At 58.9% G+C, this 14,066-nt stretch carries 28 protein-coding genes; 23 read left to right on the top strand and 5 right to left on the bottom strand.

Translation table 11 applies throughout. From position 1 onward, the window contains the following. The gene (gene aceB, locus JOE65_RS03645) at positions 1-1,623 is read left to right on the top strand and encodes a malate synthase A (protein ID WP_205161960.1); all 1,623 of its coding nucleotides are present in this window, start codon (positions 1-3) and stop codon (positions 1,621-1,623) included. A 117-nt stretch (positions 1,624-1,740) separates the two neighbouring features. On the opposite strand, the gene JOE65_RS03640 is transcribed toward aceB, so the two are convergent. Beyond that, positions 1,741-2,436, bottom strand: a complete 696-nt coding sequence (locus JOE65_RS03640; protein ID WP_205161959.1) for a LytR C-terminal domain-containing protein — start codon at positions 2,434-2,436, stop codon at positions 1,741-1,743. Next, positions 2,429-2,728 carry a type II toxin-antitoxin system VapB family antitoxin gene (locus tag JOE65_RS03635; protein WP_205161958.1) on the bottom strand — a complete coding sequence of 100 codons (300 nt, stop codon included), beginning with the start codon at positions 2,726-2,728 and terminating at the stop codon, positions 2,429-2,431. Before JOE65_RS03635 ends, JOE65_RS03640 begins: the two co-directional genes overlap by 8 nt. Positions 2,729-2,829: 101 nt before the next feature. On the opposite strand from JOE65_RS03635, the gene JOE65_RS03630 reads away from it, so the two are divergent. Next, entirely contained in the window at positions 2,830-3,726 is an 897-nt protein-coding gene (locus JOE65_RS03630; protein ID WP_239536606.1) for a Cof-type HAD-IIB family hydrolase, read from the top strand. 32 nt (positions 3,727-3,758) lie between these two features. Further along, positions 3,759-4,664, top strand: coding sequence for an oxygenase MpaB family protein (locus JOE65_RS03625; RefSeq protein WP_205161956.1), 906 nt, complete (start codon positions 3,759-3,761; stop codon positions 4,662-4,664). Positions 4,665-4,862: 198 nt separating this feature from the next. Here the strand turns inward: JOE65_RS03625 and JOE65_RS03620 are convergent, their stop codons facing one another. After that, positions 4,863-5,264 (bottom strand): ImmA/IrrE family metallo-endopeptidase, encoded by a 402-nt coding sequence (locus JOE65_RS03620; RefSeq protein WP_205161955.1) that lies wholly within the window; start codon positions 5,262-5,264, stop codon positions 4,863-4,865. A gap of 28 nt (positions 5,265-5,292) precedes the next feature. Further along, positions 5,293-5,721: a hypothetical protein gene (locus JOE65_RS03615; protein WP_205161954.1), complete on the bottom strand. Its 429-nt coding sequence runs from the start codon at positions 5,719-5,721 to the stop codon at positions 5,293-5,295. A 191-nt stretch (positions 5,722-5,912) separates the two neighbouring features. Between JOE65_RS03615 and JOE65_RS03610 the strand changes: the two genes are divergently transcribed. The 19 genes from JOE65_RS03610 to JOE65_RS03520 all read left to right on the top strand — a co-directional run bounded on the left by JOE65_RS03610 (position 5,913) and on the right by JOE65_RS03520 (position 13,340). Further along, positions 5,913-6,146 carry a hypothetical protein gene (locus JOE65_RS03610; RefSeq protein WP_205161953.1) on the top strand — a complete coding sequence of 78 codons (234 nt, stop codon included), beginning with the start codon at positions 5,913-5,915 and terminating at the stop codon, positions 6,144-6,146. Positions 6,147-6,636: 490 nt separating this feature from the next. Beyond that, complete coding sequence (locus JOE65_RS03605; RefSeq protein ID WP_205161952.1) at positions 6,637-6,870, top strand: hypothetical protein; 234 nt, start codon at positions 6,637-6,639, stop codon at positions 6,868-6,870. Then, on the top strand, positions 6,867-7,328 hold the full coding sequence (locus tag JOE65_RS03600; RefSeq protein WP_205161951.1) for a hypothetical protein: 462 nt from the start codon (positions 6,867-6,869) through the stop codon (positions 7,326-7,328). Before JOE65_RS03605 ends, JOE65_RS03600 begins: the two co-directional genes overlap by 4 nt. Beyond that, entirely contained in the window at positions 7,325-7,600 is a 276-nt protein-coding gene (locus JOE65_RS03595) for a hypothetical protein (RefSeq protein ID WP_205161950.1), read from the top strand. Before JOE65_RS03600 ends, JOE65_RS03595 begins: the two co-directional genes overlap by 4 nt. Next, positions 7,597-7,848 (top strand): hypothetical protein, encoded by a 252-nt coding sequence (locus JOE65_RS03590; RefSeq protein WP_205161949.1) that lies wholly within the window; start codon positions 7,597-7,599, stop codon positions 7,846-7,848. The genes JOE65_RS03595 and JOE65_RS03590 overlap by 4 nt, the downstream gene beginning before the upstream one ends. Continuing rightward, positions 7,845-8,204: a hypothetical protein gene (locus JOE65_RS03585; protein ID WP_205161948.1), complete on the top strand. Its 360-nt coding sequence runs from the start codon at positions 7,845-7,847 to the stop codon at positions 8,202-8,204. The genes JOE65_RS03590 and JOE65_RS03585 overlap by 4 nt, the downstream gene beginning before the upstream one ends. Continuing rightward, positions 8,201-8,449, top strand: coding sequence for a hypothetical protein (locus tag JOE65_RS03580; RefSeq protein ID WP_205161947.1), 249 nt, complete (start codon positions 8,201-8,203; stop codon positions 8,447-8,449). Before JOE65_RS03585 ends, JOE65_RS03580 begins: the two co-directional genes overlap by 4 nt. Then, on the top strand, positions 8,446-8,601 hold the full coding sequence (locus JOE65_RS03575) for a hypothetical protein (RefSeq protein WP_205161946.1): 156 nt from the start codon (positions 8,446-8,448) through the stop codon (positions 8,599-8,601). Before JOE65_RS03580 ends, JOE65_RS03575 begins: the two co-directional genes overlap by 4 nt. Further along, positions 8,598-8,846, top strand: coding sequence for a hypothetical protein (locus JOE65_RS03570; protein WP_205161945.1), 249 nt, complete (start codon positions 8,598-8,600; stop codon positions 8,844-8,846). Before JOE65_RS03575 ends, JOE65_RS03570 begins: the two co-directional genes overlap by 4 nt. Before the next feature lie 52 nt (positions 8,847-8,898). Further along, positions 8,899-9,144: a hypothetical protein gene (locus JOE65_RS03565; protein ID WP_205161944.1), complete on the top strand. Its 246-nt coding sequence runs from the start codon at positions 8,899-8,901 to the stop codon at positions 9,142-9,144. Then, positions 9,141-9,284, top strand: a complete 144-nt coding sequence (locus JOE65_RS03560; protein ID WP_205161943.1) for a hypothetical protein — start codon at positions 9,141-9,143, stop codon at positions 9,282-9,284. The genes JOE65_RS03565 and JOE65_RS03560 overlap by 4 nt, the downstream gene beginning before the upstream one ends. Beyond that, the gene (locus tag JOE65_RS03555) at positions 9,281-9,718 is read left to right on the top strand and encodes a hypothetical protein (RefSeq protein WP_205161942.1); all 438 of its coding nucleotides are present in this window, start codon (positions 9,281-9,283) and stop codon (positions 9,716-9,718) included. The genes JOE65_RS03560 and JOE65_RS03555 overlap by 4 nt, the downstream gene beginning before the upstream one ends. Then, a complete protein-coding gene (locus tag JOE65_RS03550) occupies positions 9,715-10,017 on the top strand; it encodes a hypothetical protein (RefSeq protein ID WP_205161941.1) in 303 nt (100 codons plus the stop codon). The genes JOE65_RS03555 and JOE65_RS03550 overlap by 4 nt, the downstream gene beginning before the upstream one ends. Next, complete coding sequence (locus JOE65_RS03545; RefSeq protein WP_205161940.1) at positions 10,014-10,283, top strand: hypothetical protein; 270 nt, start codon at positions 10,014-10,016, stop codon at positions 10,281-10,283. Before JOE65_RS03550 ends, JOE65_RS03545 begins: the two co-directional genes overlap by 4 nt. After that, positions 10,280-10,612, top strand: a complete 333-nt coding sequence (locus JOE65_RS03540) for a hypothetical protein (protein WP_205161939.1) — start codon at positions 10,280-10,282, stop codon at positions 10,610-10,612. The genes JOE65_RS03545 and JOE65_RS03540 overlap by 4 nt, the downstream gene beginning before the upstream one ends. Before the next feature lie 133 nt (positions 10,613-10,745). Continuing rightward, on the top strand, positions 10,746-10,958 hold the full coding sequence (locus JOE65_RS03535; protein ID WP_205161938.1) for a hypothetical protein: 213 nt from the start codon (positions 10,746-10,748) through the stop codon (positions 10,956-10,958). Positions 10,959-11,338: 380 nt separating this feature from the next. Further along, positions 11,339-12,148, top strand: a complete 810-nt coding sequence (locus JOE65_RS03530) for a PD-(D/E)XK nuclease-like domain-containing protein (protein ID WP_205161937.1) — start codon at positions 11,339-11,341, stop codon at positions 12,146-12,148. After that, the gene (locus JOE65_RS03525) at positions 12,141-12,869 is read left to right on the top strand and encodes a hypothetical protein (protein ID WP_205161936.1); all 729 of its coding nucleotides are present in this window, start codon (positions 12,141-12,143) and stop codon (positions 12,867-12,869) included. Before JOE65_RS03530 ends, JOE65_RS03525 begins: the two co-directional genes overlap by 8 nt. Positions 12,870-12,872: 3 nt before the next feature. Beyond that, positions 12,873-13,340 carry a single-stranded DNA-binding protein gene (locus JOE65_RS03520; RefSeq protein ID WP_205161935.1) on the top strand — a complete coding sequence of 156 codons (468 nt, stop codon included), beginning with the start codon at positions 12,873-12,875 and terminating at the stop codon, positions 13,338-13,340. Here the strand turns inward: JOE65_RS03520 and JOE65_RS03515 are convergent, their stop codons facing one another. After that, positions 13,341-13,592 carry a hypothetical protein gene (locus JOE65_RS03515; protein WP_205161934.1) on the bottom strand — a complete coding sequence of 84 codons (252 nt, stop codon included), beginning with the start codon at positions 13,590-13,592 and terminating at the stop codon, positions 13,341-13,343. Positions 13,593-13,857: 265 nt separating this feature from the next. Here JOE65_RS03515 and JOE65_RS15300 point away from each other — a divergent pair, with 265 nt between their 5' ends. Next, the gene (locus JOE65_RS15300) at positions 13,858-13,992 is read left to right on the top strand and encodes a hypothetical protein (protein ID WP_275587530.1); all 135 of its coding nucleotides are present in this window, start codon (positions 13,858-13,860) and stop codon (positions 13,990-13,992) included. Positions 13,993-14,066: the final 74 nt, after the last annotated feature.

Below are 14,066 nucleotides of genomic sequence, written 5' to 3'. Positions count from 1 at the left end.
ATGAATGACCTGATTACCTTGAACGGCGTGACCTTGTCCGCACCCTCAATACGGCGGCAGGACGAAGTTCTGACCCCGCAGGCGCTCGAGTTCCTGGTCCAGCTCCACAAGGCCACGTACACGCGCCGGCAGGAGCTGCTGCAGGAACGCCAAAATCGGCGCATGCACATCTCCAACGGTCAGGATCCGCGCTTCCTCCGGGAAACCGCACATATCCGCGAGGACGATTCGTGGCGGGTTGCCCCAACCGCTCCCGGGCTGGAGGACCGCCGTGTGGAGATCACGGGTCCGGTTGACCGGAAGATGACCATCAACGCCATGAATTCTGGCGCGAAGGTGTGGCTGGCGGACATGGAGGACTCCTCGACGCCGTCGTGGTCCAACGTCATCAACGGTCAGCTGAACCTGATGGACGCTCTGGAGGACAGGATCGACTTCACCTCACCCGAGGGCAAGGAGTACAAGCTCGGCGAGGACAATCCCACCATTGTGGTGCGTCCGCGCGGCTGGCACCTGCCGGAGAAGCACATGCTGGTGAACAACACCCCGATTGCCGGCGGACTGGTGGACTTTGGACTGTTCTTCTTCCACAACGCCCACCGTCTTATCAATCGTGGACACGGACCGTACTTCTACCTGCCGAAGATCGAGAGTCACCTTGAGGCGCGGCTGTGGAACGACATCTTCGTCCAGGCGCAGGCTCTGATGGGCATCCCCCGCGGAACCATCCGGGCAACGGTTCTGATCGAAACAATCACGGCAGCCTTCGAGATGGAAGAGATCCTGTACGAACTGCGCGAACACGCTGCCGGGCTGAACGCCGGACGCTGGGACTACATCTTCTCGGTCATCAAGAACTTCCGTACTCGTGGCCCACGTTTTGTCCTGCCGGACCGCAGCATGGTCACCATGACCGCGCCATTCATGCGGGCCTACACCGAGCAACTGGTGCGCACGTGCCACCGCCGGGGTGCATACGCAATCGGTGGCATGGCCGCTTTCATCCCCAACCGCCGTGACGAGGCAGCGAACGCCGTCGCCATGGAAAAGGTGCGGGCGGACAAAACCCGTGAAGCCGCAGACGGTTTCGACGGCTCATGGGTGGCGCACCCGGACCTGGTTCCGGTGGCCATGGAAGTCTTCGATTCAGGGCTCGGGGACAAGCCACACCAGCTGGACCGAACCCGTGAGGACGTGATTCCCGATGACAAGGCCCTGCTGAACATTGCAGCTACACCCGGCGTCATCACAGAAGTCGGCATCCGCAACAACCTCGAAGTCGGGATCCGCTACATCGAATCCTGGCTGCGTGGAAACGGCGCCGTTGCCATCAACAACCTCATGGAGGACGCCGCTACCGCCGAGATTTCTCGGTCCCAGATCTGGCAGTGGATCCACCTCAATGCGGTAACGGACGAGGGCGACATCGTCACCGAGAACTGGGTGGCTGAACTCCTCGACGAGGAATTCGACGCGATGGAACGCTTCGACGGCGACAGGTTCGACGACGCACGGGAGGTTTTCGAGGAAGTTGCCCTCGGCGAGGCGTTCCCGACGTTCCTCACCGTCCCGGCGTACGCACGGTTCCTGTGCGAAAGCCGCGAGCCGGCGCTCGTCGGCTAGTTTTCCCGCAGCCCGGGACCCATCCATGCCGTTCGCCACAGGCATCCCGAAAGCCGGGACGGACGGGCCCGGCTGCGGCGAACTATCTGGCTAAGGGCCTTGCCAAGCCAGGACCCGCTACGGTTTGGCAGGCGCTTTGGTTGAGGTTGACGGATCCGGATCCGGCTCAAGATGCGGGCAGCTCAACGCTCCCGGTTCCAGCGAAAGGGCTTCGACGTCCACGAGCGTCGTGTAAGTGACCCCCAGGATCACGGAGACGCTGTCGTCCGTGCGCGCATCCACCTTGAAAGTGGTGTTCGGGATATTCCGTTGGACGGTGAACGCTTCATCCAGACCTTCTGAACCGGCGACGACGACGGCCGTAGACCCATCGACGAAGGCTCGTTTGTTATCCACCGCGCCAATGGTGAATCCGCGCTCCTTCAAGATCTCCGCGGTCGAGGACGCCAGACCGCTCTGACCCGTGCTGTTGTACACGTTGACGGTGATGGTCTTGGCCTCCGTGTAGGAGAACGGGCCCTGTGGGCAGGTACTTGTTGGCGTGGGTTCCGTTTGAAGCGCCGCGATTTTGATGTCTCCGCGCGAAATCCCCATTGCGACAAAGACAGCCGTGACCAATGCGAGCAACAGGACGATGAGAACTATTCCGTGGCGCACCCGACGCCACGTGATCTTGCGTCTGCTGGAGGCTGCGTCCTCGTCTGGGAAGGCCGAGACCAGATCCGTTTCGGTAATGATTTTGCGGCCGTGCCAGTTCTCTGGATGCTCCGGCGCAGGATCTGTTTCATGCCGGGGTGGCGGCTTGTCAGTCATCAAGATCCAGCACACGAGCGTGGAGGATGGTGCGCTGGTGCAGGGCGGTACGAACGGCCCGATGGAGCCCGTCCTCAAGGTAGAGGACGCCCTTCCACTTCACGACGTGCGGGAACAGGTCACCAAAAAAGGTGGAGTCCTCGGCGAGCAGCGCCTCAAGATCAAGGGTGGTCTTGGTGGTGACCAATTCGTCCAGCCGCATCTGGCGCGGAGCGACCGCCGCCCAGTCTTTGGGCGTGACATGGCCATGGTCCGGGTACGGGCGGGCGTCGCCTACAGCTTTGAAGATCACTCATCAAGCGTAGATAACTTTGGCCGCCAATGGTATTTGCGTCTCGGCGTGCCCGATGCCTCGTAGCCAAATGGTTACCCGCGGGCCGGATAATGGTGGGTATGTCTTCTTCAACACCGGCCATGGCCCTGCTCCTCGACGTCGACGGTCCCATAGCGAATCCGGAGACACGGAAGGTTTCAGCGGAAATCATTGCCAGCCTCCGGTCCATCGCGGTGACTGGTTGGCCAGTAATCTTCAATACGGGTCGCTCAGATTCGTTCATCAGGGAGCAGATCATGGCCCCGTTACTCACTACTGGGCTTCCGGCTAATGTGACGTTCCACGCGATCTGCGAGAAGGGTTCCACCTGGTTCTCCTTCACGTCCGACGGCGAGGGGCCGCTGTCCATCGATCACGAACTGAAGATGCCGCAGAAACTCAGCGATTCAGTGCGCCAGCTGGTTCAGAACAAGTACGGGTCCCACATGTTCTTCGATGAGACCAAGCGCGCCATGATTTCCGTGGAGCAGCGCATCGACGTTTCGAACGTGGACTACCGTGCGGAGCAGGAAACGTTCGACGCGGAGGTCCTGCAGCTCATGCGTCAGTACGGTTACGGCGTGTCCCGACTGGACCACCACGAGGCGGGCTCCGACGACGCCGTCGACTACCGGATTGACCCGAACATTATCGCTACCGACATCGAATCGGTGCGGGTCGGTAAAGACCTTGGCGCCTGCCGCGCCGTCGAGCTTCTGGCACAAGATGGTATCCTCCCCCAGGAATGGCGCACGGTCGGAGACTCCCGAACCGACTACGCCATGGCGGACTGGCTCCACCGCAACGGGCATCCCGTAACCCATGTGGACGTGCGGCCGGCAGAGGGTATCCCCGCAAAGGCATACCGCATCCTGACAGCTGGTGAGCTGATCAACGACGACGCTGGCGCTGCCTACCTGCGCCGGTGGAGCGCCATGGCGGCCGGGGAAGCGGAAAGCGACGACGCCGTCGTCTGACGTTCCGTCCCCGCTGAGCGCATACTGGTGACATGGCTTCACTGCTCTCCCGGCTCCGCACCGAACTTCGCAACACATTCTCCGGCACTGGCGATGAACCCCCTGAATGGACGCAGGCACTGGAACAGGGCGACGACGTCGGGTACTTTTCACCCGATTCGGCAACCTGGACCATCCACAGTTCGATGACGCCGACCGTTGCCGGCATCCGTGCGCTGCTGGTCCAGGCACTTCACCCGGGCGCGATGGCGGGCGTCCACGATTTTTCGAGTTACAAGGCCGATCCTCTGGGCCGCCTCGCGGGTACGATCCGTTGGATCTTTACCGTGACCTACGGGTCAACGGATGCCGCACGCGCCGGGAGCAACTGGGTGCTGAAACTGCACGAGCGTGTCAATGGAACCTACCGTGACAGCCGCGGCGAAACCCGCGACTACTCCGCCAATGACCCCCACCTGCTGCGCTGGGTACACCTTGCCTTCACCGACGCCTTCCTCACCGCGCACAAGAAGTACGGGTTCGGTATACCGGGCGGGCCGGACCAGTATGTGGCCGAATGGGCGCGCGCCGGAGAACTCATGCGGGTGGAGAACCCGCCACAGAGCGAAGCGGAACTTCAGGCGCAACTCGAGGAGTTCAGGCCCGAGCTCACGGGCAGCGACCAAGTCCGTGACGTCATTGGCTTCATCCGCAGACCACCGCTGCCCCGCTCACAGCGCCTCGGCTATCGCGTGCTGTTTGCCGGAGCAGTCGCCACCCTCACGCCATGGCAACGGGAGATGCTCGGCCTGGACGTTCCGCGCATCGGGCCCGTCCGGCTGCCCGTGAAACCCGCAGTCATGGTGGTCCTCGGCCTGATCAAGCTTGGGTTGGGCCCCGAGGGACCGAGCGAAGAAGCCGCCCTCCGTCGTCACGCACGCTTGGCCGCGCAGGGCTAACTCGGCGCTGGCTCGGGAGCGGACAACGAAAAAGCTCCACCGACCCGTGGTCGATGGAGCTTTTTCTCTGGCGGAGGATGGGGGATTTGAACCCCCATTGGTGCCCCGGAAACTAGGGTCTAAATTGGGTACTGATCTAAAAATTGTTGGTTCTAGCTGGGTGTAGGTCGGTGGTCTTGTGTGTATCTGCTGTAAAAGTCAGCAGCTATTTTCCGCAGATTCGGACCAGCCAGGTGATCTGACTACCGTTTCCCGCCACTGCTGATAATTGACGACATCACGGGGCAAAACCCCCATCTCGAAGGCAATCGATTGGGGGCACTCAAACACCTTTATTAGCGCCTCATACTCACAGCCCCGGATAAGTGCCCGCGCCACCCATTGGGACGCCTCCCATTCATTCCTGGGTGTTGTCCTGTCGTGGTCATGGAACGCATGCCCGAGTTCATGCATGAGCGTTGAATGGTATTGGACTGGCGCGAGGTTGAGATCCATCAGGATTGTTCGGTGATCGTGCAAATAGGCACCATTGAGCTCCCCAAGATTGCCATCCACGATGCGCACCCCGAGCGCTTCGACCCAACGCCATGCCTCCAACATGGAGAAACCCTCTCACGTCGCACTGACATTATGAGCCCTCCCCTACGTCACCTTTGCTGATGCCGCCGAGTTCATCTGACGCCGCAAGGTCGTACCTCTCGCGTGCCGCCGCACGCCGCATCATCTCATGGAGTAGGTCGCTGTCGCTGTATCCCTGGATGGATGAGGTTGACACAACGAAGGGCTCACTACCCCGCATGTGGGCCACTGTGATGAGTGCCGGTTCCATATCCGAGGCAAGAGCCTCATCTATTGCCCCAGTTTTCCAACCAAGTACTTCTTCGATCCGGCGCAGGCTTGAACTTCGAGGCCAACTCTTGCCTGACTCGAAGTTGGCGTAGGTGTTGAACGCTAAACCTTCGATGCCTGCCCAGACCTCATTGCGGGTCCGTGATCCTCGCTCGGTTCTGGCTAGGGCTATCAGTCGCCGCCGAGTTGGTTCTACTTGGTTACTCATGGGTTCAGCATAGGTGTGAATCAGGTTATTTAAAAGTCTTTTTTACGTACATCACACCTAGTCAGAGGCACTTTTACCCCTTGATTTAATTACATGGATGTAGTTCGCGGGTTGCAAGTTGGGTTTAGATGGGTTTAGATGGGTACATACCCAGCAAAACACAACTCGAACCCAGAAGGGTGAAGCCGCAAATGGAAAAGCTTATGACCGTCCTGGAGGTAGCGGAACGCTACCGATACACAGATGAAACGGTCTGGAAGAAGTGCCGCCAGTACAGCGAAGGTGACCGCCGAGGATGGCCCCACCAGCGCGAAGGCCGGTCCATCCGATTCTCCGAGGCTGACATTGTCGCCATTGATGAGAAGTTCAAACCACAGATCGCAACCAACCAGCCAAAGCGCAAGCGCCGCGCACTCGCAGCCTAGGCCGTCATGCCATTCAATAGCCAAGCAGATCGAGCTGAGTACCAGCGCAGTTGGTACGCCAACCGTCGCGCAGCATTCTTCGCAGGGAAGTCTTGCGCAAAGTGCGGGTCAACCGCCGAACTTGAACTTGACCACATTGATCCAACGCAGAAAGTATCCCATCGCATTTGGTCTTGGTCCTCCGAACGTATCCACGAAGAAACTTCCAAGTGTCAAGTTCTTTGCTCTAATCACCACCAGATCAAAACCAGCGCAGAACGTGCCGTGAAAGTTAAATGTGGCACTGAATGGGCTTACCACAAAGGGTGCCGCTGCGATGACTGTCGTAGCACTGCATCAATAGCACGCCAAGCACGGCGGGCGAAGCAAGCACCAAGTATCTTCGCACTCAGCTCCGGCGCATCAGCTCGCCGACGATAGCTAACCACACCCCCGCACCACCCCACACCACTACCTCCGTGTCACTTGCGGAGAGATAGGGCTAATTGTCATGCCCAACTACCTAACCCAACTCGCCAAATACAACGAAGAGAACAACATCACCGCTACATTCTCCGAGATGAAAAAGACTGCGCGCCGGATGCAGAAACTCAACGACGAAACCGGGCTGCACGTCGAGATCGAATCGTACTTCTTGGATTACGCAGACGAGACCGGGGAGCTTGCCACGGACAACGTTCTGGCAGAGAACGCCATCAACGCAGCACGGAGGACAGCCGCATGAGCACCGAAAAAGAAGTTCAGCAATTGATAAGTTCCATGCAGCCGTTCGGCTCATTGGACGGAATGGCTAAGGCAATCCTTGATGAGAATGTCATCATCCCTATCCGAGACTTGGGGCGCGTAACATACGACCCCACCAGCGTATCGGATGCGTGGGCGACGCACGAGAATTGCGGGGTTATAACTGAGTCTGCACCTTCGGTTACGGACGAAAATGATGCTTGGATCATGGCGCGGCACTGGATAGCGATTGCACTAAGACTGAACCACGAAAGGTCTATAGACGAAGCACGTCTATCTAAAAGCAGGGATGCAGTAGCGGCCAGAATTGGCCGAGCGGCATACGGCGAGAATACGCCACCAACTGGATACGACGCGCTGTCTAGGTCAATGCAGGTCGCTATTGACTTGATCAGGAAATGCGACGACCGCACAGGCGACCTGAGCACCACCCCATGAGTACCCCCGCCGTACTCGATGACCGCGACGAGTGGCATCAGGACGCGCTGCGGTGGATCGAAACCTATGCGCTATCGGGATTGACGTTCACTGTCGAGGATGTCCGCGCCGCACTAAGGCCCGCCCCGTCCGGTTCCTGCTACGGCAACGCGTTCCAAGCAGCACGAAAGGCCGGCGTCATCACTTGTGCCGGTTACCGAGAGTCAACCACCCCATCCAGGAAGAGCGGGATTATTCGCGTCTGGGTGGCATCACCGAAGGAAACGTCATGACTGAAAAAGAGCGCGACAATCTATCCAACCTCTATTTGAGCGCCATATATCTCTATAGGCGCGCAGTCGCAGAGCCCAGGCTTTGGCCCAACGCACTAGCCGCCGATAAATCATTCAAGGACGCACTGGATGCCATTCAGGCGACCCCCATTCGCCCCACCCGATGGGCCATCACCCGCCGCATATACGACGCGCTCACCCAGCAACTACAGCCGGGCCGCCACTACAAGTTTGGAGTGAAGAAATGAAACTCGAAGACATCATCTCGCACCTCACCGACACCCCGCCCAACCGTGAGCAGGCACAGCAGCAACTCCGGAAGGCACTCACCCTCGCGGATCATGAGCTCACGGATGACATAGACGCGGTGCCGCAGATACGCCGGATACTCTCAGCCATCCTCCACCGGGATCTAACGACTGGTGACGTTGACGAAGCAATGGCGCTAACCCGTGCGGTTTCCGACATAACAGCGGGTGAGAACCTGAACCCGTACATGGACTACGACGCAGACCGCTACATAGTCCTCGACCAGTGCAAGCACAGTCTGAACGCGGTCATCTATGAAGTCACCTACGGGATGAAGGACAGGGCAGCGTCGTGAATGTTCACACGGAATCACTCATAGCGAAGATCGCAGAGGGGACCAATAAGTTGCATTCCCGTATCGACGCCCAATGCGCAGCCATTCAGCGGGTCCGCGATATTCACGCACCAATGGACGCCGTGATGTACGCCGGCAAATCCCAGCACGTGGATCTGTTCTGCACAGGCTGTGGTCAAGACGACGGCAACTGGAGCATCTGGCCCTGCCCAACCATCAAAGCTTTAGACGAGGAAACCCCATGAGCGAGCAAGAGCGCAATAACCTGCTAGACCTCCACCGGGCAGCAATGACGACATGGGAGTCGGCGGTCATCAAAGAAGGATCCTGGGATTCCGCCTATGCCGCTGACGACGCTTTCCGGGACGCACTCATGGCCGTGCAGGTGACCCCATGAGCTCCCAACAGCACGACGAGACTCTCGACCCGGTGAACCCGTGCACCTGCCCCGACCGAGCCAAGAACGGGCTGTGGCGTCACAGGTACATCGAGCACCCGAGCATCCCCGTCGTGGATGACCCGGAGTGTAAGCGGTGCTTCCCCGGCCACCGAACTCTACGTCACGACGTCATGGAATGCGCGCTGATCTTCCTCGGCTTCACAGTCCTATTCGCCGTATTCGGGTTGGTGTACCTCTCATGAGACCCCCGTGCGCCCCGATCTACCACGACTACCCCCGGAAGTAAGGAACGTCATGGAAACAAACCAGGTTCAAGATTTAGTTATTGCTGCGCTCAACCGCCGGTTCCAGAATGGAGGAAAGCACCTCCACTCATCATCTTGTATCCACAACCTTTCACCCGTTGAGCAAATCGAGATGCGTGGCAAAAGTATTGAGTGGTACATGGCAGTTGTTGGGAAAATGCCGGAACAGATTACCCCGAAAGACTGGGAAGCGCCACCAGTAACGGTGGACGAGACGCCAATGGAGAAGCCATGACCCTCGACGAAGCTCTCTTAGCGTTCATTTTCGCGGTTGCGGATGACGCCGACTCCTACGCTCTCGCCGTGGCCCTCGCAGACCTACGGGCCGCCACAAGAACGCACATCAACGACCTACACGAACAGGAAACACGATGAACACCGACGCCGAAACACGATTCATGGAAATCTACCATGATCGGTCTATAGGCCCAAAGCCCGACGCATCACTACTGGGAGCCGTCCAACAGTTCCTCACCGAGTACGCCGTCATCCCCCGCGACCAGATGCCAGTACTGGATGAGGACGGGAAGACGCCTGCGGGTTGGTGGGTGAGTAAAGCCAGCTATAAGGACGGGGCTAGCCGTCGCATCGACGCTGCATTCTTCCTCGCACGCGCCGAATGGTTCGATGCGAAAGAGACGCGGGAAGCCGAGGCCAAGCTATCCGAACGCCGGAATAAGGTGCTGGGTAAGATTCGGGCACGTCGGGGGTCTACATGCGCCGAACGATATGAGGAACTAAATCCCGACGCATGGAGCCGCATCACCGTGGACATGGTCATCGAAGCTCAGGACGGGGCCGGGAAATGAGTAACGAGCTGACCATTCGACAGGTCGAAGCACTGACTCAAGCACACACCCGGATCCACAAAATTATTGGCACCCATCTGGGCGACTGGTCGATCAGATACGCAGAGGAGATTCGACCCGGGCGTGGGCACGACATCACCGCGTGGGTCGCTGACGGGGAGCACACAGCCACCCAGTATCTGGACCCGTACGGGAACGGGCCGCTGATCGTCTCCCGCATGATCATCCTACACAACGACGCCGACGAAGAACATTTCGATGATGAAGGCAACTGCAACCACGACGAGGACCAACCATGAGCGCCTACCGCTTCACCCGAGACGAACTGACTATGCGGATCGGCAGCGAGGTTAGCAACCTCGCCTCCATCGTCCCCGGAAATCGTATGGACGTCAGACTGCTCGCTGCCAACTCTAGAACCGCTGAATTGAAGCTACGAGAGGTTGCCAATGTTCTGTATGCCATGGTCCCTCATGCTATGGGTGGCGGGATGGACGAGGCTCGGGAGCTTTGGTTTGAGTACCAACAGAAATGGCATCCCGAAGAGTCTGAGAACCAGTCATGAGCGGGGAACTGAGCGCGGAAGTAATCGCCAAGGCACTATCAGCGCACAAGCTCACAACCGGGATGCAAGTAGCGAGCGGGGAGACCTGCCAGTGCGGATACTGGAACAGGGAAGAACGCCCTGGAGTTGACCGACCACCCGGAGTAGTTGGGCTGAACTGGCATCGGGCGCAGGTAGTAGCCGAACTAGTCGAGGCGTACGGGGCCGAACGGGAACGGGCGGCACTACTGGAGGCGGCAGACGCCGTGTTCAAAGACGGGACCATCCCAGGCTTGCTACGCGTTCTTATAGGTAACTGGATCCGCACGCGGGCAGGTAAGCGACCGTGACCCGGAGTGGTTCGCATTGGTCGAACTACTACCCTGGCACCGGGTGGGGTTACCGATACCGCCACTGCGCGACATGCGGTCAGGTCAGGCGCGGCATTGGATATAAGCCACTTATCCACAAGGGTGGCAAGCCATGAGACTCCGGGCAACTATCCGCGCCCGTCGTCAACCGAACAAGTTCTCCCGCCGCGGTTTCATGTACTGCTACTACATGGAAGTCAGGGACGACACCGGCAGGTTGTGGGCGTCCGACAATACGGGTGACTGGCGGGTCATGTACGACCTCGCGTTATGGCACATGGAAACCATCAAGGAAGCATGGACGATTGGAGTACTGAAGCCATGACCTGAATCCTCTAACAACCCGCCAACCCACAGCCGCCACGACGCGGCTTTTTTTATGCCCAATGGAGGCCGAATGAAAGACACGACGACATGAACGGCGACGGGTGTTGCAGTCGATGCCGGACACCACAAGGCGTGTGTTTGACGCGCTACGGATGCGAGCACCACCAGATAGCCCGCGCACGTCAAGCCGCCGCCGACTCGGTGCAGTCAGGCGGGCACCGTGACCCAACAGCATGGACAGCCATACACAACCTCGACAGGACACGACGATGAGTGAACTCAACCCATACCGCTGCGACTGCCGCACCAGCCCAGACGGAAGCTGCGGAGTACACAACCCACCCGACGGCGGCTTCTTCTACTACACCAAGGATGAACATGAGTGACTATAAGCCTGGTATCTACGACGGTATGAGCAATGCCGATTATCACGCGGATCCAGCAATGGGATCCACCAGCCTAAAGACCCTCGCCACCCGGACCCCCGCGCATTGGAAGTGGGAGTCAGAACACCCAGTACACAAAGAGGCGTACGACGTCGGCACGGCGGTTCACGAGCTCGTGCTTGAGGGTGAGTTCAAGACAGTCGTTGAACTGGAATACGACAGCTACCGAACCAAAGCCGCGCAAGGCGACCGAGATAAGGCATACACGGACGGGTTGACCCCGATGCTCTCCAAGGACCTCATCGAGGTTCACGCCATAGCGGAGAGCGTCATGCGTAACCCACTCGCGGCCAACGCTTTCACCGGACACGTCGCCGAGCAGTCGTTCTTCTGGGAGGAAGAGGGCCAGATGTACAAGGTTAGGCCGGACGCACGAAAGTCAGGGCTGATTGTGGACCTCAAAACTTGCCAGTCGGCTAACCCGAAAGACTTTCCGCGCACCGGCTACGACTTCGGATACTTCATGTCCGCGGCCATGTACGTGGATGGTGTCAAGGAGTTGACCGGGGAAGACCACGCCTTCGCTTTCGTGAACGTCGAGAAGTCCAAGCCATACCTAACATCGGTTACCGAGTTCGACGCCGAAGCGTTGGCCTATGGACGCCAGATGATCGACCGGGCCAAGCGCATCTACCGGGAGTGCAAAGCCGCCGACAAGTGGCCGGGCTACCCCGCATTCACCACCGTATCGCTGCCCAAATGGGCGACATACCAACTAGAGGACATGATGATCGATGAGTAACGAAATCGTCCCTATATCAACGGGGAACAAAGTTGAGTACGCCAAGACGCTCGCCGTGTCGAACCTCCTGCCTAAGCACTTCCAGAACAACCCGGCCAACCTGCTATTCGCAATAGAATTCGCTGAAGCCTTGGGCATGAAGCCGATCCACGCGATCACGTCGGTCCACGTAATAAATGGGAAACCGAGCGCGTCCGCTGACCTCATCGGGGCGATGGTTCGCAAGGCCGGGCACAAGCTCCGCGTCACCGGGGATGACACCTACGCCGAGGCAACACTTATCCGCGTGGATGACCCGGACTTCGAGTTCAAAGCCCGCTGGGACATGGCCAAGGCCAAACAGGCGAACCTCAACACGGCAACCTGGAAGGCATACCCCGGCGCAATGCTCCGATCCCGAGCTATCGCTGAAGTTTGTAGAGCAGGAGCGCCGGACGCTATGCACGGCATCCAGCACTCCACGGAAGAGCTCGAATCACTCGGCGAGCCAACAACACCCGCGCCAGACTCGGCATTCACCAGACTTACTCAGGTTGAGCCCGAAGCCGACGAGGCCACCGGGGAGATCGTGGACCGTGATTGGACCGCCGAGGCTAAGTCGACGACCACCCTCGACCAACTGCACTCCCTATATAGGGAAGCACAATCAGCCGGGGAATCAGCCGGCATACTCCAAGGCATCCAGAAGGAAGCCGCACGATTCGATCAGGAAGAGGCGTAATTCATGAGTATTCCCACCATTCAGGGCATCGCCGGAATCCTCACCGACCCGGAGAAAACCACAACCCCCGACGGTATGCCGATCCTCAAGTTGTTTATCGGTATGTCTGACCGCAAGTACAACGACCAGACTCAGCAGTGGGAGACCCCGCGCAACTTCGCGGTGGAGGCCATTGCGTGGGATGACCGCGCTACCCGGTTCGCTCAGGGGCTCAGTAAAGGTGACCAGGTATACGTCGAGGGCCGCCTCGAAACTCAGTCATGGGAGGACAAGAACGGCGGCGGTAAACGCTCGAAGCCGTCCTTGACATTGAACACCCTCCGCAAACTGGAGCAGGCACCCCATGGGCAATCCAATGGGTCCGCGCCGCAAGCCCAGCAGAACCAGCAGGCATCCCAGCCGTGGGGACAGTCCGCACCGGATAACTCCGGGTGGGGTAACGGTCCAGACAGCAACTCGCCCCCATTTTAATCAATCCGCATAAACCGTACTAAAGCCAATAAACCCCCTCGTGTCGCCGTCCACCACCATGGGCGGCGACACCCTCACATACCAGGAGTAACCCATGAGCACTGAATTTGACGCGATCTTCATCATCACGGGAGGGGATCGGTCGGTCATGAGCCAACCGCCACCCGAGTAAACCGTGCTTACCGCCGCGGATACCTCGACGCCCTCCGACAAGCCGCACTCGACGCCAAAGCACGCGGCGACATCGGTCAACCATGCGGACCCATCGCCGCATTCTACCTAGCACAACGCGCCGAACAGGTCGAGCGCGACGGCATACCGAGGAAGGACCTGACATGAGTTTCCACACAGGTTTGACGTGGTGCAGCAACCCAGACTGCATTTGCGGGCGGCTTGTCCCAGTGTGCCCCGAATGGATGGGGTACGACGAAGGCAAATCGTACGCGCAGCGATGGTGTCCACGTTGCGGATGGGAACGCGAAGATCACCCTGAAACCACTACACGAAAGGACCTGACATGAACGAAACCGAGTATGACGAAGAAGGATTCGTATTAGATGAATTGGGAAATCCGTATGGTCACTGCAATTCATGCGGTGAAGAAGCCCCGGCGTATATCGAATGCTGCGATGACGGAGAGGTTGAGGCATGAGTTTCCAAGCCACTACTGAATCACCCCGCGTGCACGGAAAGATGCGGCCCTGCAACCGATGCGGCATCATGCGA

The organism is Arthrobacter roseus, from assembly GCF_016907875.1.
GTDB lineage: Bacteria > Actinomycetota > Actinomycetes > Actinomycetales > Micrococcaceae > Arthrobacter_J > Arthrobacter_J roseus.
This window is presented reverse-complemented; position numbering and strand designations above follow the sequence as displayed.